The following is a 17,790-nucleotide window of genomic DNA, read 5'->3' as shown; positions in this document are numbered from 1 at the left end:
CCATGGGAGGCCGAATCCGCCAAAGCATGGACGACGACCTCGAGGAGAGCCACGAGATCAACGTCACGCCCTTCATCGACGTCATCCTGGTGCTGCTGATCATCTTCATGGTGGCCGCACCGCTGGCGACGGTGGACGTCAATGTCGACCTGCCGGGCTCGACGGCGACACCCGCGCCGCAGCCGGAAACGCCGCTGTTCCTGACCTTGAAGGATGATCTTACGCTGGCGATCGGCAACGATACCGTGCCGCGCCCGGCCGTCGCGGCTGTGCTGGACAGCAGGACCAGGGGCGACAAGCAGACGCGCATCTTCCTGCGCGCCGACAAGGCGGTCGCCTATGGCGACCTGATGGAGGCGATGAACCTGCTGCGCGGCGCCGGCTATCTGAAGATCGCGCTGGTCGGCCTGGAGACGGCGCCCGCGGCCGATGCACCGGCACCTGCTGCGGCGGGAACGGCCGCGCCATGACGCAGTCCGCCGCCCTGCCAACGACTTACCTGTCGCGCTTCGGCCGGCGAGATCTCGGCTTGTGGACAGGGGCGGCGGCGCTGGTGCTCGGCGCCCATGTCGCGGTCGCCTATGCGGTGCAGAGCTTCAGTCCGGTCGAGACGGATGGCGGGCCGCCGGCCCCGGTGATCGAAATGGTACCGATGGTGGTGACGCCGGCCGTGCCCGAACAGGCCGCTATGCTGGATGCGGCGATGCCCGATGAGGCGGAACCCGTCGAGGAGGCCGAGAGGGTCGCCGAAGGCGAGCCCGAGAAAGTGCCCGAACAGACCGAGCCGGCCGCCGAGCAACCGGAAACGGCGCCGCCCGATGAGGTCCGGCCGACCGAGACAGCCAAGGCCGAACCGGTCGACCAGCCGCCGCCGGACGAGGTCATTCCCGACATCGTCGAGGCCGTGACGCCAGAGGTCGTCGTTCCGCTGCCGCGGCCGAAGCTGGTCGAGGAACCCAGGGAAAAGAAACCGGTCCAGGCCAAGGTGAAAAAACCGGCCGAACAGCCCAAGCCGCGGCCAAGGAAGGAAAAGGCCGAGCCGGCAAGGACGGTTGCCACCGCAAGCGCGCAGACAAGGCCGGCGGCCAGGACGGCCGCGCCGAAATCGGCTGCGGGGTTCTCGGGTGTCAGCCCGGCCAAGTGGGAATCCCGGCTGGCGGCATGGATCAACCGGCACAAGCGTTATCCCAGTGCGGCGAAATCCAGGGGAGCGCAGGGCAATGTGAACGTGACCTTCACGGTGGACGCATCCGGCCAAGTGCAATCGGCGCGCGTGGCCCGTTCTTCAGGCGATCCTGACCTCGACCGCGCCGCGCTGGCCGTGCTGCAAGGCGCAACGGTGCCGGCACCTCCGCCGGAGCTCGGCGCGCGCGTCAGCCGCACGGCGCCCTTCGTGTTCAATTTGCGGGATTAAGCAAGGGCCGGCCAGATGCCGGTGCTGCCCGATCTTTGTACGAATAGCAGTCAATGGCTCATCGACTGGCACAGCGCTTCGACCTGCTCCAGGTAGAAACGGCATTTCGTGCGCAGTATCCTGAGGTTCGGGTCATCGGCGCCGTTGATCTCGACGGTCTGCATCATGAAGTCGAAATGGGCGTGGAAGGCGTCCGCCGCGCCCCACAGGCTGTCGGCCTGCCAGGCGCCGGCCATCGCCAGGGAAATCAGCTGCCGGGCCTCGGCGCGTGCGGCATCCGGCGATGCCGGCCGGCCGGCGATCAGGGTCTGGAGCCGGCCGAAGACACTCTCCCTGGCGTCGGCGCTCCTGATGGGTACGATCATGTTCATTGGCGGATCCCCCTCGAATCTCTATGCATAGGCGTCCATTTGCGGGCCGCGGGCGATCAAGGCAGGGATCACGGCGCCGGCGCGCACAGGGTTGCATCCGCTACGCTCTGCGTGGCTGAGCGTCCTTCGGCTTGGCATGCATCGGGTTGCCGCTGAGCTGCGCATGCCTTGCCGGCCGCGCGCCGCGCAGCACGTCGAAGGCTTCGGCATAGGCCATGCCGAGCAGGTAGGAGATCATGGGAAAACGGCTTGCTTCGGCCATCTGCACGAGCTCGTTGCTCATCGTCGCGATATATTGAAGGCTATCGATCTCTGACTGGCGTAGGGACTGATTTGCCACGTGCTTCTCCTGTCATCTGGTGGAACTCAGGGACGCGTACTGGCTGCTACGGACATACTAAGACGGCTAATTAATAGATTGACCCGCCGAATGCGGGCTTGGTTCCGGGGTCGAAAGGGTCAACGCATAGATGGGTGCATCGGTGAGGCGGTCGAGGCCGAGAAGCCGCTTGATCGCCGAATGGCTGAGCGCTGCCGTGGGGCAGGCCGACAGACCATGCCTGGTCGCCGCCAACATCATGTTCTGGCCGATATGGCCGGCCTCGATCAGCACGACGCGATAGGCGTTGGCATCCTCATATTTCCACATGGTGCGGTCGAGCCTGGCGCAAAGCAGGATCAGGCAAGGCATGGCATCAGCCCATTCCTGCCCGCCGACCAGTTCGGAAATCTTCGGCAGATGGTTGGCCGAGATCCTGCCGAGGTCGTGATCGGCTGCGGAATAGTGATAGACGCCGGGCTCAAGGCCCTCGACGCCAAGCGCAACCACATAGGCCTCGTAAGGGTTGCGCGCGCCGCCCGAAGGGGTCATGCCCAGCGGCAGGGCGCCGACGCAGTTGCTGGTCTCGCCAGTGATGCCCATGCCCGCGAACAGGCAGTCGGAGAGCTGCTGCGCGGTGATGGTGGGAGCGGCGGCGGTGCGGTTGGTGCGGCGCCGCGCCATCAGGGTCAGGAGTTCGTTGTCGTCAAGTGCGTTCGGCAGGCGAATGGCGCCGGCGGCGTTCTTGAGCATGAGGTCGGGCTGCGCGACGTGACCGGCGCGTTCGATCTGGCGGGCCTCGGCCTGTTCAATGGTCATGAACTCCGAGTCCTGGACGCAGAAGTGCATCAGCGCGGTCGGGATGCCCCAGTTCCACTGTCCGGAGAATTCTGTTTCCTGTTCGGCCAGCGGCGAGCCGGCGGTGACCAGGGCGGAAAAATCAAGCAATTGCGGGACGACTGCATCGAGGTCGGATTTCAACCATCCGTGGGCGCGAGCGATCTCAGCCGCGGAGGCCCATTCGTCCCAGGATGCGAGAAGACCGATCACCTCGGGGCTGCATTCGAAGACGCTGCGGGTCAGGAAATTGCAGGCCGTGACCTTGTTGGTCCCGGGATAGAAGACAAGCGTTTTTGAAGAGCGCATTTTCATGATGCTGAAAGCCGTTTTGTGAATGCGAGGCGCCGACAGGCGAACCGCCCATCGGCGCCGAAAAGCTTCAGCGCTTGTTGTAGTGCATGCCCTGCGAGAAGAAGACGGTCTGCGTGCCCGCGGCAACCGTCAGCTTCGGGGCATTGTTCACTTTCTTGGCCATTTTCGTCCCTTTCCCGACCCCCCAATGGGATCTGTTGAAAGACCCCCACAGCGGGATCCGCATGAGGAAAGGTAAGGTCGAAAGAGTTAATGGTTTGTTAAAATTGTAGTAAAGCCAATGTGATCTAAAATATCTTTGTTGTCGATAAAGTCTAAAATATCGATTTTTCTCAGATATGGAGTAGGCAATCGCTAGCATACGCTTTTTCGGGATATTCTTATTCTTATTTAGCGTAACCGATCGGTTAGCCAAGCCCGTCCCGAGCGAGGCTGGCGACGAGTTGATCGATGCCGGGATCGTCGAGCCTGACGACATGCGCCATGCGGATCGCATGCCGCGGCCGGATACCGGAAATATCCTGCCGCATGATGACCGATACGAAGGCCGGCCCGGCCTCGGTCAGAAGCATGGCCTTGCCCGTCAGCACCGGTTCGGAGATGGGAGCCCACTGCACGGAGATCAGCGACGGTTCGCCGGTCTGGCGTCGGTTGACGCCGCTGAAATAGATCCAGTTCAGGCGCGAGATCGCCACCCCATAATGGTTGCCGCGCGCCCGCGCCCATGTCGAGCCGCGGCGCTCCGACCACCCGGTGACCCTGCGGAATGTGACCAGCTCGGCCTCGCGACGCACGAAGGTCACCGACCGCATCAAGAGGTCGGGACGGGCAGGGATCGAAAAGTAGGTGAAATAGGTGCCGCCCGCGATCGAAGGGGCGGGTGGGCGGATCATCTGGTTGAACAGGCTTTCGGAAATCGGCGGCAGACCGGGTGCCCTGTGCTCGGGGGCACCAGGGTCCTGGTAGAGCTCGGCTTCGTCGATGCGGAAGTAGTCGCAGATCAGCTTGGCCGTGGCCTTGTTCGGAACAGTCTGCCCCTGCAGGTAGCGCTCGAACTGCGTGCGGTTGATACCCAACTCACGGCATACCGCGCTTACGGAGGCATGGTCCTTGCAGAGCCGTCTGAGATTTGCAGCGAGGTTCTCGCGAATGGACACGTCTTTGCTTTCGCAGGCGAATTCTTCATTTCGACTCAGGAATCCATATAGCGCCTTCGGTCGCCCCCGCCGAAACGCCTTGTCACAACACACAGAAAAAACTGATTTGAGAACGCCACTCTAATGGGGCGGCTTCCAAAAAAAATAGCGGCGATCCGGCAACAGCCATCGCCATAAGTCCAATTGACAATTGCCTTGCCCGGGACATCGCGAAGTCGCCTGTGGCTTTCTTTGGGGTGACATTGGTTTTGAACGCCGCATGGGACGACCATGCGCCCTGGCGGCGCGGCAGAAAAGAGGAGAACCGATCACTTTGCTGGTGGAGCTGAGGGGGATCGAACCCCTGACCTCATCATTGCGAACGATGCGCTCTCCCAGCTGAGCTACAGCCCCGTTCCAGCAAGTGGCGCATTTATCGGGCGCGGCTGATTTCTGTCAAGGCGGCATTGCCGAAATCCTCGTTGCCTGGCGCGCGGGCTGCCGGCCCTTGCCGGCTTCGTGCGCAATGGCTACATGTCGGCAACAATTGGAGACCGGCATGCTCGCCCTCATTCAAACCATCGTCATGGCGCTTGACCTCTATTGGTGGATCATCATCGCCTCGGCGATCTTTTCCTGGCTCTACGCCTTCAATGTCGTCAATTCGCGCAACCAGTTCGTCGGCAGCATCGGCAACATGCTCTACCGGCTGACTGAGCCGGCGCTGCGGCCGATCCGTCGCTTCATGCCGGACCTTGGCGGCATCGACATCTCGCCGATCATCCTGCTCTTGATCCTGTTCTTCGTCAGGCAGTTCATCCTCACCACGGTGGCGCCGCTGGTGCTTTGAGCCCGGTGATCGCATGAGCGCGCCGCTCCGCATCCGCGAGAACGGCATCGACCTGTTCGTGCGGCTGACGCCAAAATCTTCCCTGGACAGGTTGGAAGGCGTCGAAACATCGGCGGACGGGCGAAGCCATTTGAAGGCACGGGTCCGCGCCGTGCCGGAAAACGGCGCCGCCAATCAAGCGCTGGAGAGACTGGTCGCCAAGACGCTGGGCGTGCCGGCATCGTCCGTTTCGGTGGTTGCCGGCGGCACGAGCCGGCTGAAGACTGTGCGCATCGTGGGTGATCCGGAGGCGCTGGCGCAGCGCGTCGAGGCGCTCGGCTGAGCCTAGCTCTGCTAGGCGGTGCCTCCTCATCCGGCCGCTTCGCGGCCACCTTCTCCCCGTGGGGGAGACGAGGAAAGCGCCGGCGCTGGCTACCTCCTCTCCCCTCGGGGAAGGGTCGGATTGTCCTGAATTGCCCTTTGCAATTCGGTTGGCAATCCGGGTGAGGGGGTCTTCGCCCGGCGCGCTCGCCCTCTCAATCCCCTAGTGGCAGCCTTGGGTCGTCGACCTTGAGCGTGTTCACGCTCTGCTTGATGCGGCGCAAATTCTCCAGCACTTTCGGACCGCGCGTCTCGGCAACCGAGGTGACGATCATGTCGACGATCGCCAGCAGCGCGTAGCGCGACGATGTCGGCTTGTAGATGTTGCCGTCCTCGAGCGGCTGCAAATGGATGACCGTGTCGGCGGCCTTGGCCAGCGCCGAATCGGGCGCGGTGATGGCGACCGTGGTGGCGCCATATTGCTGGGCGACCTGCACCGCCTCGATGACCGAGCGCGCATAGCCGGACACCGAAAAGGCGACCAGCGTGGTTTCTGGCGTGGCAACGGCGGCATACATGCGCTGCAGCTGGCCGTCGATCTGCGCCAGCACCGGCAGGCCGAGCCGGAACAGCCGGTTCTGCATCTCGGTCGCCATCATCGAGGAGATGCCGCCAGAGCCGATGCACAGCACATTGCCCGACGTCGCAAGCCGCTGGGCGACGGCGACCAGCGTCGTCATGTCGAGGTTCTCGCTGGCGCGCTGGATGGCAGAGATCGCCGCTTCGGTGATGGCCGAGGCGATGCGTTGCTCACGCGCGTCGCGGCTCAGCGGTTCGGGCGACAGATACTGGCCGCCAATGGCGATGGCCTGGGCCAGGTAAAATTTGAAGTCGCGCAGGCCCTCGCAGCCGAGATTGCGGCAAAAGCGCGTCACCGTCGGTTCGCTGACGCCGACGCGCGCGGCAATCTCCGAGATTGCCGCCTTGGAAGCGAAATCGAGATCGGACAGCACAAGGCCGGCCAACCGGCGGTCCGACTTGGTGCCGTCCTGCGACATCAGTTGCAGCCGCGTGATGATGTCGGCCGGCGTCTTCATGTTTGTTGTTTCGTCTTCATGCCGTTGCCTTCTCGGCCTTATAGCGGCAGGCCCGTCGCCTTGTCGAACAGATGGATGTTGCCGGGATCGACCGAGACCGGCAGCAGGTCGCCCGGCTTTACCGGCACCCTGTCGCGGAACACGGCGCGTACCGTATCCGTGCCGATGGCGCCATAGACATGGGTTTCGGAGCCCGTCGGCTCGACGACATCCACCTTGAGCGCCATGGCATCGGCGGCCTCGCCGATGATGAAGTGCTCGGGCCGGATGCCGGCCTCCACCGCATTGCCAGCCGGCGCCGCCTTGCCGGCAAGCGCAAGCCGTCCGCCGCCGGCCGATTCGAACCAGCTTTTCCCGGGCGTCGCCTTGAGGGCGCCGGAGACAAAGCTCATCGACGGCGAGCCAAGAAAGCCGGCGACGAACTTGTTGGCCGGCCGGTCATAAAGCTCGAGCGGGGGGCCGGCCTGCTGGATCCGGCCGCGGTCCATCACGACGATGCGGTCGGCCATGGTCATGGCCTCGATCTGGTCGTGGGTGACATAGACGATGGTCGATTTCAGCCGTTGGTGCAGCGCCTTTATCTCGGTGCGCATCTGCACGCGCAACTGTGCGTCGAGGTTGCTGAGCGGCTCGTCGAACAGGAACACTGACGGCTCGCGCACGATGGCGCGGCCCATGGCGACGCGCTGACGCTGGCCGCCCGAGAGCTGGCGGGGATAGCGGTCGAGATAGGAGAAGAGGTTGAGCACCCCGGAGGCCTTCTTGACCTTGTCATCGATCGCGGCGCGGCTCTCGCCACGGATCTTCGGCCCGAAGCCGATATTGTCCGAGGCTTTCAGATGCGGGAACAGCGCATAGGACTGGAACACCATGGCGATGTTGCGCTGCTGTGGTGGCAAATCGTTGGCCCGCGTGCCGCCGATCATGAGGTCGCCGGAACTGATCGTCTCCAGGCCGGCCAGCATGCGCAGCAAGGTCGACTTGCCGCAGCCGGACGGGCCGACCAGCACCACGAACTCGCCGGTCTTGATGTCGAGGTTGATGTCCTCGAGGATCCGGTGTTGGCCGAAGGATTTCGACAGGTTGCGAAACAGGACGTCGGTCATGGTCACGCTCCCAATATGTCGTCGATGAACGGCAGGCAGCCGGCGGTCAGTCCGGCATCCACGGGCATCACCACGCCTGTTATGCCCGAGGCGCGGTCGGATGCAAGGAAAGCCACGGCTTCCGCCACTTCCGAGGCGTCGACGATGCGGCCGAGTGGGTAGAGCCGCTTGAGCTTGCCCAGGATTTCCGGATCCTTGGCCAGGCGATGGTCCCAGGCGGCGGTGCGGATCGATCCGGGGCAGACGACATTGGCGCGTACGCCACGGCGGCCGAGTTCGACGGCGATCGATTTGGCATAGGCGTTGATGCCGGCCTTGGCCGCGGCGTAGGCCGGATTGCCGAAATGCGCGATGGCGTTGACGGAGGAGATGAAGACGACGCTGCCCGAGCCGCGCGCCGCCATTGCCTTGGCGATAGGGTCGGCGAACATCATCACCCCGGTCAGATTGAGGTCGAGCTCGTGTTCGATCCTGTCGGCATCGAGCGCGGAAATCGTCTCGGCGCGCGTCCAGCCGGCATTGTTGATCAGGATGTCGGGCACGCCGTCCTTGTCCAGCACGGCGGCGATCCCCGCCTCGATCGAAGCCCTGTCGAGAAGGTTGAAGACATGGCGCGAGGCAAGGTGCGGGCTTGCCAGCGCCTCCTGCGACTGGTCGCAGCCGACCACTCGGGCGCCCCTTCCGGCCAGCAATGCGACGATCGCCGAGCCAAGGCCGCCGCCGGCACCGGTGACGACGACAGTGCGGCCTTCGAATTCGGCTTTCGAAACCACGGCGCTTGCTCCTCCCGCAGGTCAGGCAGATGCCGGCAGGCTACTGAAAAGAATGTAATTAAGCAACATGATAATCCGCTTGCATGCCGTGAATTCCTCGATAATGTAGGAAAGTCACATAAATCTTGCGCCAGCCATCGGCGCAAGGAGCGCAAATGCGCGGAACAATGGGAGAGATCAGATGAGCCTTGCCAAATGGACTGTCGGCCTGATGGCCGGAATGAGCATGCTGGCCTTCGCGGCGCAGGCGAATGCGGGTGAAGTGCGCGTCACCGTCGCCGAATACAGCGCCAAGACCGGTCCGTATTTCGAAGCGGTGAAGAAGGAATTCGAGGCCAAGAACCCCGGCATCACCATAAAGTTCGAGGTCGTGCCGTGGGATGTGCTCTTGCAGAAGCTGACCACCGACATCACCGCCGGCACCAATGCTGACCTGTCGATCATCGGCACGCGCTGGCTGATCGACTTCGTCCAGCAGGACGTCGCCGAACCGCTTGACAGCTACATCAAGCCTGACTTCAAGGGCCGCTTCATCGACACCTTCCTGTCGCCCTCGATCATGGACGGCAAGACCTACGGCCTGCCGATCGCCGCTTCGGCGCGCGCGCTCTATTACAACAAGGAGCTGTTCGAGAAGGCCGGCATCGCCAAGCCGCCGGCGACCTGGACCGAGCTGCAGGACGATGCGCGCAAGATCAAGGCGTTGGGGTCCTTCGGCTTCGGCCTGCAGGGCAAGGAGATCGAGACCGACGTCTATTACTACTACGCCATGTGGTCGCAAGGCACCGAGATCCTCAACAAGGACGGCACGTCGGGCCTCGGGACGCCGGGCGCGCTCGAAGCCGCAAAGCTGTACAAGTCGATGATCGATGAGGGGCTGACCGAGCCCGGCGTCACTTCCAACAACCGCGAAGACGTGCAGAACCTGTTCAAGCAGGGCAAGGTCGGCATGATGATCACCGCACCCTTCCTGTCCAACCAGATCAAGGACGAAGCGCCGAAGCTGAAATACGGCGTGGCGGCCATTCCGGCCGGTCCGACCGGCGCGCGGGGCACCTATGGCGTCACGGATTCCATCATCATGTTCAAGAATTCCAAGAACAAGGATGAGGCCTGGAAGCTGCTCGACTTCCTGTTCACCACGGAACAGCGCGCCAAGTTCACGCAAGGCGAAGGCTTCCTGCCGGTGAACAAGGAAGAGGCCAAGATGGACTATTACGTCAACAATGCCGATCTCGCCGCCTTCACCGCGCTGCTGCCCGACGCCCGCTTCGCGCCGGTCATTCCGGGTTGGGAAGAGATCGCCCAGATCACGTCCGACGCCATGCAGAAGATCTATCTCGGCGGCGACCCCGAGGCAGGCCTGAAGGACGCGGCGGCGAAGGCCAATGCAGTGCTGAAGAAATAGGGCGTATCTCCCTGCGCCCCGTGGCGCGCCCCAGACTCAGGCGGGGCGCGCCACATCTTGCAGATGCGAATTTTGGATTCGCCAGCCAGGCCAGCCGATGCAAAATCGTTTCCTGCCCTATCTCCTGACCTTGCCCAGCCTGTTCCTGGCGGCGGTCGTCATCTTCTGGCCGGTCTGGGACCTCATCCAGATCTCGACGCATGACGTCAACCGCTTCGGCCAGTTGCGCGAGTTCAGCGGCCTTGCCAATTTCGCGTCGCTTGCCGCCGATCCCGACTTCGTCGCGGCACTCTGGCGCACCGGTGTGTGGACCGTGCTGGTGGTCGGCGGTGCGCTGCTTTTGTCGGTGCCGGTGGCGATGATCCTCAACACCGATTTCTACGGCCGCGGCCTTGCCCGCGTCATCATCATGCTGCCCTGGGCGGTGTCGCTGACCATGACGGCCGTGGTCTGGCGCTGGGCGCTCAGCGGCGAAAGCGGCATGCTGAATTCGGCGCTGCTCGGCCTTGGCCTGATCGACCACAACATCCAGTGGCTGGCCAGCGCCGAGACGGCGTTCCCGATGCAGGTGCTGATCGGCATATTGGTGACGGTGCCGTTCACCACGACGATCTTCCTCGGCGGCCTGTCGTCGATCCCGGACGATCTCTACGAGGCGGCGGCGCTCGAGGGCGCCACGCCGCTGCAGCAGTTCCGCGAGATCACCTTTCCGCTGCTGAAGCCGTTCATCAACATCGCCATCGTGCTCAACACCATCTACGTCTTCAACTCCTTCCCGATCATCTGGGTGATGACGCAGGGCGGGCCGGCCAACTCGACCGACATCCTGGTCACCCACCTCTACAAGCTCGCCTTCCGCATCGGCAAACTGGGCGAGGCCTCGGCGGTGTCGCTGGTGATGTTCGCCATATTGCTGGTCTTCACCATGATCTATGTGCGGTTGGCGATGCGGGAGCAGCGCGCATGACCAGCAAACTCAAACGCACCATCATCGCCTGGCTGCTTTTGGCGCCGCTGATCGTGGTGACGATCTTTCCCTTCGCGGTGATGTTCCTCACCGCGGTCAAGCCAAGGCAGGAGGTACTGTCGCCGACATGGTGGCCAAGCGAGTTCCGCTGGTCCAACTTCTCCGACATGTGGGTGGCGACCGGCTTCGGCCAGGCGCTGGCCAATTCGCTCTATGTCTCGATCATCGCCACGGTCGGCGCCATCCTCATCTCCGTCCCCGCAGCCTACGCTATGTCGCGCTTTCGCTTTGCCGGCTACGGTGCCTTCCGCCAGTTCCTTTTGATCTCGCAGATGATTTCGCCGATCGTGCTGGTGCTCGGCCTGTTCCGGCTGATGGCCGCCTGGGGGCTGGTCGAATCGACGACGGCACTCGGCTTCATCTACATGGCTTTCAACGTCGCCTTCACCGTGTGGATGCTGCAGAGCTATTTCGACACCATTCCGCGCGACCTCGAAGAGGCCGCCTGGATGGAAGGCGCCGGCCGCTGGCTGACCCTGCGCAAGGTGTTCCTGCCGCTCTGCCTGCCGGCGATCGCGGTGACGGCGATCTTCACCTTCATCAACGCCTGGAACGAGTTCGTCGTGGCGTTGACCATGCTGCGCAGCCAGGAGAGCTACACCCTGCCGATCCAGGTCTTTTCGCTCGTCGCCGGGCGCTACACGATCGAGTGGCATCACGTCATGGCGGCGACACTGCTGGCGACACTGCCGGTGGCGATCCTGTTCATCTGGCTGCAGCGTTACCTCGTCAGGGGATTGGCGCTCGGGGCTGTCAAATAGCCTGATATCGCGGAGTTTTCATGCGCATCTTCACCGCATCGCTGGCGACGGAAACCAACACTTTTTCGCCGGTGCCGACAGACCGGGCCTCGTTCGAGATGGCCTTCTATGCCGGACCGGGCAGGCATCCGGAGACGCCGACGCTGTGCTCTTCGCCGATCGTCGCCTTGCGCCGGCGCGCGGCCAAGGAAGGGCTGACCGTGATCGAAGGCACCGCGACCTGGGCCGAGCCCGGCGGCCTGGTGCAACGGCAGACCTTCGAGGCGCTGCGCGACGAGATCCTCGATCAGTTGAAGGCGGCGTTGCCAGTCGACGCGGTCATTCTCGGGCTGCACGGCGCCATGGTGGCGCAAGGCTATGACGATTGCGAAGGCGATCTGCTGGAACGTGTGCGGGCGATTGTCGGGCCTGATGTGGTGATCGCCTCGGAATTCGATCCGCACAGCCACCTGACGCCCAAGCGCGTGGCGGCGTCCGACATCATGGCCTATTTCCTCGAATTCCCGCACACCGATTTCTACGAACGCGGCGAGCATGTCGTCGAGCTGGGGCTGGCCGCGGCGCGCGGCGAGATCAAGCCTGTCATTTCGACCTTCGACTGCCGCATGATCCAGGTGCTGCCGACCAGCCGCGAGCCGATGCGCTCCTTCGTCGACCGCATCAAGGCGCTGCACGGTAAGGACGGCGTGCTGTCGGTTTCCGTCATCCACGGCTTCATGGCCGCCGACGTGCCGGAAATGGGCACGCGCATCCTCGTCGTCACCGACAATGACAAGGCCAGGGGCGACGCGTTGGCGGAGCTGCTGGGACGCGAGCTCTACGAACTGCGCGAAAAGACGGCGATGACGATGCTCGATACCGCCGACGGCATCGACCGGGCGCTCGCGGTGCGTGCCAAGAAACCCGGCAAGCCGGTGGTCATCGCCGACATCTGGGACAATCCCGGCGGCGGCGTTCCCGGCGACGGCACCTTCGTGCTGCGGCAGATGCTGGCGCGCGGCCTCGACAGATTCGGCGTGGCGACGATCTGGGACCCGATCGCCGTCACCTTCTGCCTGGCGGCGGGCGAGGGCGCGGTCATCGACCTGCGTTTCGGCGGCAAGGCCGGGCCGCAGGCGGGCGAACCGATCGACGCCCGCGTCAAGGTGCTGAAGGCCGTTGCCGAGGGCTGGCAGAGTTTCGGGCCGAGCCGGGTGACGCTCGGGCCGACCGCGCTGGTGCGCATCGAAGGCACCGAGGTCGACATCATCCTCAACACCAACCGCACCCAGACGTTCGAGCCGGACATTTTCTCCAATATCGGCGTCGATCCGCTGGGCAAGGATATGCTGCTGATCAAGTCGACCAACCATTTCTATGCGGGCTTCGAGCCGATCGCGGCGGAGATCATCTACGTCACCGCGCCGAGTTCGTATCCGAGCAACCCGGCGGTGACGGATTACAAGAAGCTGAGGCGGCCTGTGTGGCCTAGGGTGGCGGATCCGTGGAAGGATGAGGCTCCCCCTTCTCCCCTTGTGGGAGAAGGTGTCGCCGAAGGCGACGGATGAGCAACTGTGTTTTCAAGCTTTGTGTGGGTTCCAGGGTTGTTTGTGCCGGAGCATGGCGCTGAGGATGGTCATGATCTTTCGGGCGACGGCGACGAGAGCGACTTTGGGTTCCTTGCCCTTGGCAACGAGACGCTGGTGGAAAGCCTTGAGGACGGGATTTGATCGGCTGGCGGTCAGGGCAGCCATGTAGACCACCCTTCGCAGGGCATGACGGCCGCCCCAGATGATACGACGACCTTTGAAGGTGCCGGTATCGAAGTCGTAGGGTGCCAGACCGGCAAGCGCTGCAATCTCGCGTCGCGAGGCCTGCCCGATCTCCGGCGCCAGCGCCAGTATGGTATGGCTGAGGACCGGACCGGCGCCGTGGAAGGACTGGATCAGGCGATCCTTGGCCGCGAGGGCCGGCTGGCTTGCGACGAGCTCGGCCATACGCTTTGCGAGCAGTGCGATATCGAATTCGATACGACGCAGCCGCTGGGTGAAGATGCGCTTCACCATCGGCTCGCGTAGCTGCTCGAGTTGATTGGCCAGGCTGACCTTATCGTCGCTAAGCTGCCTGCGGGCGACAACCAGATCGGCCAGTTGCTCCGCGATGGGGTCGCAACGCACCGGCCGGGTCGGCAGTTCGGCGGTGTAGCGCGCAATCAGCAGGGCATCGATGCGATCGTTCTTGGCCAGCCGACCAAGGGCACGAGCATAGTGGCGCAGCTTGTGCGGATTGACGTTCCTGGCCGGCAGATCCACGCTGCGCAGCGCCTTGGCCACGCCGCGCTCATAGCCGCCGCTCGGCTCCATGCCGATGGCGCGCACGGGACGGCCCCGCAACCATCTGACCAGCTTGGCCCATCCGTCCTTGTCGTTGTCAAAATGCGCTTGTTCCTGCGTTTGAAACACGGCCACGTCGAGCCATCGCTTTGCAACGTCGATGCCGATGTCCTGAACCGTTTGCACAACCATCTCCTCGGTCCCTTCCTTGTGTGCGGGGGCTTGCCCCTTGCAACTGTTCGGGTTCACAAAGAAGGCGGTCGGGCCCCAGCTCATCCACGGTTTCGGCACCTGAGGGGTGACGGGCTCTCGACCGCCGCCACGGATCAGGCAAACACCTGGTCCGTGGCGCCCCTAACTATGCATGATTCCAAACACACAAGGGGTGTCCCAGCGGAGTGAGGCGTTCCCTGGAACACCCCTTGTATCTGCACGGAGGAGACTTTGTGCGATGGAAGCGACTGAGCCTCGAACCGGACGGCCATCCGATTCGAGGCTTGGCGAAGTCGCCCGACACCCCTGCGGCTACAACCGTGGATGAGCCTGGGATCTTCGTCTTCGTCACGCACGACCGAATAGTCGCTTGGCTCCAATCGCACGCACAAGGCAGGTTACCGTGAACACGACCCTCTGTGGAATAGATATTTCGAAAGACTGGCTCGACGCCCATATCGAGCCGATGGGAGCGGCAAACCGCTTCGCCAACGATGCGGCAGGCATCGCCGATCTGGCCGCCTGGTGTCAGAACCATGATGTCGAACTCGTCATCATGGAGGCCAGTGGCGGCTACGAACGGCTGGCCTTCCTGCTCTTGTGGGAGATGGGCCAACCCTGCGGCATGGCCAACGCGAGGAGCGTTCGCTACTTCGCCGAGGCAATGGGTTTCCTGGAGAAGACCGACAGAATCGATGCCGCCGTGATTGCCCGTTATGGTGCCGTCAAGCGGCTCAAGCCGACGCCGCCGCCGAGCGCGGCCCAGCAGCGGCTCAAGGCGCTGGTTGCGCGGCTTTCCCAGGTGGGAGGAGATCTCACCATTCAAAAGCAGCGCAAGAGCACCGCCGACGCCGAAACTATCGCCAGCCTCGATGAAGTGATCGCGCTGCTTGCGCGCCAGAGCCGCAGGCTCGAAGGTGAGATCGCCACGCTCATCGATGACGATCCGCTGTGGGCATGCCTCGACCGAGCCTTCCGCTCGCTCAAGGGTGTTGCCTCTCGCACCGTGGCGCGGCTGATGGCGCAGTTGCCGGAGATCGGCATCCTCTCCAACAAGGCCATCGCCAAGTTGGCCGGCCTGGCGCCGATCGCCAATGACAGTGGCAAGCGCAGCGGTCGAAGACCAGTGCGCGGCGGTCGGGCAGGGCCGCGCGGCGTCCTCTTTCTCGTTGCCAGCATCGTTGCCAAATATGATCCGCATCTGGCAGCTTTCAAGCAACGGTTGCAGACTGCCGGAAAGGAGAAAATGGTCATCCGCATTGCGCTCGCCCGCAAGCTGCTCGTCATTCTCAATGCAAAAGCACGCGACGCGCGTAACGAATTCGCAAATGCAACTTGACACCTCAGATAGTCGCTCATCCGTCTCGGCGCTGCGCACCGATCCAGCTTCTCTCGCAAGGGGAGAAGGAAGAGGCGCTACACCAATCCGCGCTTCACCATCATCGCCTCCGGCGACGGCATCTTGCCGCGAAAGGCCGTGTAGAGCTCTTCGGGGTCCTTCGAGCCGCCGGCGGCGTAGATGTTCTTGCGCAGCCGTTCGGCCAGTGCCGGGTTGAAGGGATCGCCGGTCTCCTCGAAGGCGGCGAAGGCGTCGGCGTCCAGCACTTCCGACCACATGTAGGAATAGTAGCCGGCCGAATAGCCGTCGCCCGAGAAGACATGGCCGAAATGCGGGGTGCGGTGGCGCATCGCGATGGTGTCGGGCATGTCGAGTTTTTCCAACGTTTCGGCTTCGAAACGAAGCGGTTCGGCCGGTGCATCTGGCCGAGCGTGATAGGCCATGTCGATCAAGGCGGAAGACGTAAACTCGACGGTGGCGAAGCCGGCGCCGAAGGTGCGCGTGGCCAGCATCTTGTCGAGCAGCGCCTTCGGCATCGGCTTGCCGGTCTTGACGTGCAGCGCGTGCTTCTCCAGCACCGCCGGCACCGTCAGCCAGTGCTCGTAGAGCTGCGAGGGCAGTTCGACAAAATCGCGGCTGACCGAGGTGCCCGCAACCGACGGCCAGGTGACGTCGGTCAGCATGCCGTGCAGCGCGTGGCCGAATTCGTGGAACAGAGTCTTCGCCTCGTCGACCGACAGCAATGCCGGTTCGCCTGCCGGCGGCTTGGCGAAGTTCATGATGTTGTAGATCACCGGCTTCGAGCCGTTGCCAAGTTTGTAGCCGGACTTCAGCGCGCTCATCCAGGCGCCGGAACGCTTCGAGGGCCGCGCGAAATAATCGGCCAGGAACAGTGCGCGCTCGCTGCCATCGGCATTTTTCACCACGAAGACGCGCGCGTCCGGGTGCCAGGCGACGATGCCCTTTTTCTCCTCGAAGGTGATGCCGAACAGTTTGGTCGCGACGTCGAAGCAGGCGTCGATCACCCGGTCGAGCTGCAGATAGGGTTTCAGCTCCGCCTCATCGAAGGCGAATTTTTCCGCGCGCAGCTTCTCCTGGTAGAAGCGCCAGTCCCAGGCGGCGAATTTCTCGTTGCTGCCGGCTTGCGCCGCCAGGCGCTCCAATTCCTTCTGGTCGGCGGCGGCCTTTTCCAGCGCCTTTTCCCAGACCGGATCGAGCAGGTCGTGCACCGCCTTCGGCGTCTTGGCCATGGTGTCGTCGAGCTTCAGCGCGGCGAAGGAGGCGTAGCCGAGCAGCTCGGCCTTTTCGGCGCGCAGTTTCAGCATGTCGCGCACGACTTCGGTGTTGTCGCTGGCGCCGCCATTCTGGCCGCGCATGGTGAAAGCTTTGAAGGCGATCTCGCGCAGGTCGCGGCGTTCCGAGAAGGTCGTGAACGGCTCGTAGATCGAGCGCGACAAAGTGACGGCGTAGCGGCCCTTCTGGCCGCGCATCTCGGCCGCCTCTGCCATCGAGCTTTTCAGGAAATCCGGCAGGCCGGCAAGGTCGGCCTCGTCGAGGAACAGCGCCCAGTCGCGCTCATCGGCCAGCACGTTCTGGCCGAAAGCCGTACCGAGCGAAGACAGCTCTTCATTGATCCTGGCCAGCCGCTTCTTGCCCTCGGCATCGAGCTTGGCGCCGGAGCGGACGAAACCCTTCCAGGTCTTCTCCAGCACCCGCAGGGTCTCGGCGTCGAGGTCAAGGCTCTCGCGACGCTGGTAGAGGTCGTCGATGCGGGCAAACAGCTTCTCGTTCATCGATATCGCCGAAAAATGCCTGGACATCTTCGGCGAGATGTCGCGCTCCAGCGCCTGGATGGTCTCGTTGGTGTAAGCGCCGGCGCGGCACCAGAAGATCGACGAGACATGATCGAGCGCCTCGCCGCCGAGTTCCAGCGCGGCAAGCGTGTTCTCGATCGTCGGCGCGTCCTTGTTGCCGGCAATCGCATCGATCTCCGCCTCATGCGCCGTTAGCGCCGCGTCGAAGACCGGCGAAAAATCGCTGTCGCCAATATGGGCAAAGTCGGGCAGGCCGAGCGGCCCTTGCCACGCGGTCAGCGGATGGGCGGCGATGTCGACGGTTTTCGTGGAGGGCATGAAGGGTCTTTCGCTGGCGTCAAGGAGGAGGGTGTCACCGATGTAGGGCGCGGTCCGCGTGCCCGCAATATGGCAGTTGG

The 17,790-nt window shown here is 63.5% G+C and carries 18 protein-coding genes and 1 tRNA gene; 9 read left to right on the top strand and 10 right to left on the bottom strand.

Going from position 1 to position 17,790, the window contains the following annotated elements; all coding sequences use genetic code 11:
• The first annotated feature begins 2 nt into the window (after positions 1-2).
• Both exbD and MAFF_RS17290 read left to right on the top strand, forming a co-directional pair.
• Complete coding sequence (exbD, locus tag MAFF_RS17295) at positions 3-470, top strand: TonB system transport protein ExbD (RefSeq protein WP_010912225.1); 468 nt, start codon at positions 3-5, stop codon at positions 468-470.
• Positions 467-1,414, top strand: coding sequence for an energy transducer TonB family protein (locus MAFF_RS17290; RefSeq protein ID WP_044548425.1), 948 nt, complete (start codon positions 467-469; stop codon positions 1,412-1,414). The genes exbD and MAFF_RS17290 overlap by 4 nt, the downstream gene beginning before the upstream one ends.
• A 50-nt stretch (positions 1,415-1,464) precedes the next feature.
• On the opposite strand, the gene MAFF_RS17285 is transcribed toward MAFF_RS17290, so the two are convergent.
• From MAFF_RS17285 to MAFF_RS17265, 5 genes are all read right to left on the bottom strand, one after another.
• Positions 1,465-1,785 carry a hypothetical protein gene (locus MAFF_RS17285; protein WP_044548423.1) on the bottom strand — a complete coding sequence of 107 codons (321 nt, stop codon included), beginning with the start codon at positions 1,783-1,785 and terminating at the stop codon, positions 1,465-1,467.
• 100 nt (positions 1,786-1,885) lie between these two features.
• Positions 1,886-2,125 carry a hypothetical protein gene (locus MAFF_RS17280; RefSeq protein ID WP_010912222.1) on the bottom strand — a complete coding sequence of 80 codons (240 nt, stop codon included), beginning with the start codon at positions 2,123-2,125 and terminating at the stop codon, positions 1,886-1,888.
• Positions 2,126-2,191: 66 nt separating this feature from the next.
• Positions 2,192-3,250 (bottom strand): SagB/ThcOx family dehydrogenase, encoded by a 1,059-nt coding sequence (locus MAFF_RS17275; protein ID WP_244420804.1) that lies wholly within the window; start codon positions 3,248-3,250, stop codon positions 2,192-2,194.
• Positions 3,251-3,663: 413 nt separating this feature from the next.
• Positions 3,664-4,413, bottom strand: a complete 750-nt coding sequence (locus MAFF_RS17270; RefSeq protein WP_010912220.1) for a helix-turn-helix domain-containing protein — start codon at positions 4,411-4,413, stop codon at positions 3,664-3,666.
• 317 nt (positions 4,414-4,730) lie between these two features.
• A tRNA-Ala gene (locus tag MAFF_RS17265) sits at positions 4,731-4,806 on the bottom strand.
• A gap of 145 nt (positions 4,807-4,951) precedes the next feature.
• Between MAFF_RS17265 and MAFF_RS17260 the strand changes: the two genes are divergently transcribed.
• Together MAFF_RS17260 and MAFF_RS17255 are read left to right on the top strand one after the other, a co-directional pair.
• Complete coding sequence (locus MAFF_RS17260; protein WP_027047523.1) at positions 4,952-5,242, top strand: YggT family protein; 291 nt, start codon at positions 4,952-4,954, stop codon at positions 5,240-5,242.
• 13 nt (positions 5,243-5,255) lie between these two features.
• The gene (locus MAFF_RS17255; RefSeq protein WP_010912218.1) at positions 5,256-5,564 is read left to right on the top strand and encodes a DUF167 domain-containing protein; all 309 of its coding nucleotides are present in this window, start codon (positions 5,256-5,258) and stop codon (positions 5,562-5,564) included.
• Positions 5,565-5,757: 193 nt separating this feature from the next.
• Here the strand turns inward: MAFF_RS17255 and MAFF_RS17250 are convergent, their stop codons facing one another.
• From MAFF_RS17250 to MAFF_RS17240, 3 genes are read right to left on the bottom strand one after another with little or no spacing between them, the layout of a single operon-like run.
• Positions 5,758-6,639 carry a MurR/RpiR family transcriptional regulator gene (locus tag MAFF_RS17250; RefSeq protein ID WP_010912217.1) on the bottom strand — a complete coding sequence of 294 codons (882 nt, stop codon included), beginning with the start codon at positions 6,637-6,639 and terminating at the stop codon, positions 5,758-5,760.
• 38 nt (positions 6,640-6,677) lie between these two features.
• On the bottom strand, positions 6,678-7,745 hold the full coding sequence (locus tag MAFF_RS17245; RefSeq protein ID WP_010912216.1) for an ABC transporter ATP-binding protein: 1,068 nt from the start codon (positions 7,743-7,745) through the stop codon (positions 6,678-6,680).
• A 2-nt stretch (positions 7,746-7,747) separates the two neighbouring features.
• Positions 7,748-8,518 carry an SDR family NAD(P)-dependent oxidoreductase gene (locus tag MAFF_RS17240; RefSeq protein WP_010912215.1) on the bottom strand — a complete coding sequence of 257 codons (771 nt, stop codon included), beginning with the start codon at positions 8,516-8,518 and terminating at the stop codon, positions 7,748-7,750.
• A 181-nt stretch (positions 8,519-8,699) separates the two neighbouring features.
• Here MAFF_RS17240 and MAFF_RS17235 point away from each other — a divergent pair, with 181 nt between their 5' ends.
• From MAFF_RS17235 to MAFF_RS17220, 4 genes are all read left to right on the top strand, one after another.
• Positions 8,700-9,926, top strand: a complete 1,227-nt coding sequence (locus tag MAFF_RS17235; protein WP_010912214.1) for an ABC transporter substrate-binding protein — start codon at positions 8,700-8,702, stop codon at positions 9,924-9,926.
• 97 nt (positions 9,927-10,023) lie between these two features.
• Positions 10,024-10,893: a carbohydrate ABC transporter permease gene (locus tag MAFF_RS17230; RefSeq protein ID WP_010912213.1), complete on the top strand. Its 870-nt coding sequence runs from the start codon at positions 10,024-10,026 to the stop codon at positions 10,891-10,893.
• Positions 10,890-11,714: a carbohydrate ABC transporter permease gene (locus tag MAFF_RS17225; protein ID WP_010912212.1), complete on the top strand. Its 825-nt coding sequence runs from the start codon at positions 10,890-10,892 to the stop codon at positions 11,712-11,714. The genes MAFF_RS17230 and MAFF_RS17225 overlap by 4 nt, the downstream gene beginning before the upstream one ends.
• Before the next feature lie 20 nt (positions 11,715-11,734).
• Entirely contained in the window at positions 11,735-13,261 is a 1,527-nt protein-coding gene (locus MAFF_RS17220) for a M81 family metallopeptidase (protein ID WP_010912211.1), read from the top strand.
• A gap of 12 nt (positions 13,262-13,273) precedes the next feature.
• Here the strand turns inward: MAFF_RS17220 and MAFF_RS17215 are convergent, their stop codons facing one another.
• Positions 13,274-14,212 (bottom strand): IS110 family transposase, encoded by a 939-nt coding sequence (locus MAFF_RS17215; RefSeq protein WP_157866005.1) that lies wholly within the window; start codon positions 14,210-14,212, stop codon positions 13,274-13,276.
• 430 nt (positions 14,213-14,642) lie between these two features.
• On the opposite strand from MAFF_RS17215, the gene MAFF_RS17210 reads away from it, so the two are divergent.
• On the top strand, positions 14,643-15,578 hold the full coding sequence (locus MAFF_RS17210; RefSeq protein ID WP_010910050.1) for an IS110 family transposase: 936 nt from the start codon (positions 14,643-14,645) through the stop codon (positions 15,576-15,578).
• Positions 15,579-15,655: 77 nt separating this feature from the next.
• Here the strand turns inward: MAFF_RS17210 and MAFF_RS17205 are convergent, their stop codons facing one another.
• Positions 15,656-17,710, bottom strand: coding sequence for a M3 family metallopeptidase (locus tag MAFF_RS17205; protein ID WP_010912209.1), 2,055 nt, complete (start codon positions 17,708-17,710; stop codon positions 15,656-15,658).
• Positions 17,711-17,790 lie beyond the last annotated feature (80 nt).

It is taken from the genome of Mesorhizobium japonicum MAFF 303099 (assembly GCF_000009625.1).
Taxonomy (GTDB): domain Bacteria; phylum Pseudomonadota; class Alphaproteobacteria; order Rhizobiales; family Rhizobiaceae; genus Mesorhizobium; species Mesorhizobium japonicum.
This window is presented reverse-complemented; position numbering and strand designations above follow the sequence as displayed.

Coding starts and splice junctions, on each gene's coding strand:
- MAFF_RS17260 (WP_027047523.1), top strand. CDS start 4,952: ATGCTCGCCCTCATTCAAACCATCGTCATGGCGCTTGACCTCTATTGG.
- MAFF_RS17220 (WP_010912211.1), top strand. CDS start 11,735: ATGCGCATCTTCACCGCATCGCTGGCGACGGAAACCAACACTTTTTCG.
- MAFF_RS17245 (WP_010912216.1), bottom strand. CDS start 7,745: ATGACCGACGTCCTGTTTCGCAACCTGTCGAAATCCTTCGGCCAACAC.
- MAFF_RS17275 (WP_244420804.1), bottom strand. CDS start 3,250: ATGCGCTCTTCAAAAACGCTTGTCTTCTATCCCGGGACCAACAAGGTC.
- MAFF_RS17250 (WP_010912217.1), bottom strand. CDS start 6,639: ATGAAGACGCCGGCCGACATCATCACGCGGCTGCAACTGATGTCGCAG.
- MAFF_RS17230 (WP_010912213.1), top strand. CDS start 10,024: ATGCAAAATCGTTTCCTGCCCTATCTCCTGACCTTGCCCAGCCTGTTC.
- MAFF_RS17225 (WP_010912212.1), top strand. CDS start 10,890: ATGACCAGCAAACTCAAACGCACCATCATCGCCTGGCTGCTTTTGGCG.
- MAFF_RS17235 (WP_010912214.1), top strand. CDS start 8,700: ATGAGCCTTGCCAAATGGACTGTCGGCCTGATGGCCGGAATGAGCATG.
- MAFF_RS17205 (WP_010912209.1), bottom strand. CDS start 17,710: ATGCCCTCCACGAAAACCGTCGACATCGCCGCCCATCCGCTGACCGCG.
- exbD (WP_010912225.1), top strand. CDS start 3: ATGGGAGGCCGAATCCGCCAAAGCATGGACGACGACCTCGAGGAGAGC.
- MAFF_RS17285 (WP_044548423.1), bottom strand. CDS start 1,785: ATGAACATGATCGTACCCATCAGGAGCGCCGACGCCAGGGAGAGTGTC.
- MAFF_RS17290 (WP_044548425.1), top strand. CDS start 467: ATGACGCAGTCCGCCGCCCTGCCAACGACTTACCTGTCGCGCTTCGGC.
- MAFF_RS17255 (WP_010912218.1), top strand. CDS start 5,256: ATGAGCGCGCCGCTCCGCATCCGCGAGAACGGCATCGACCTGTTCGTG.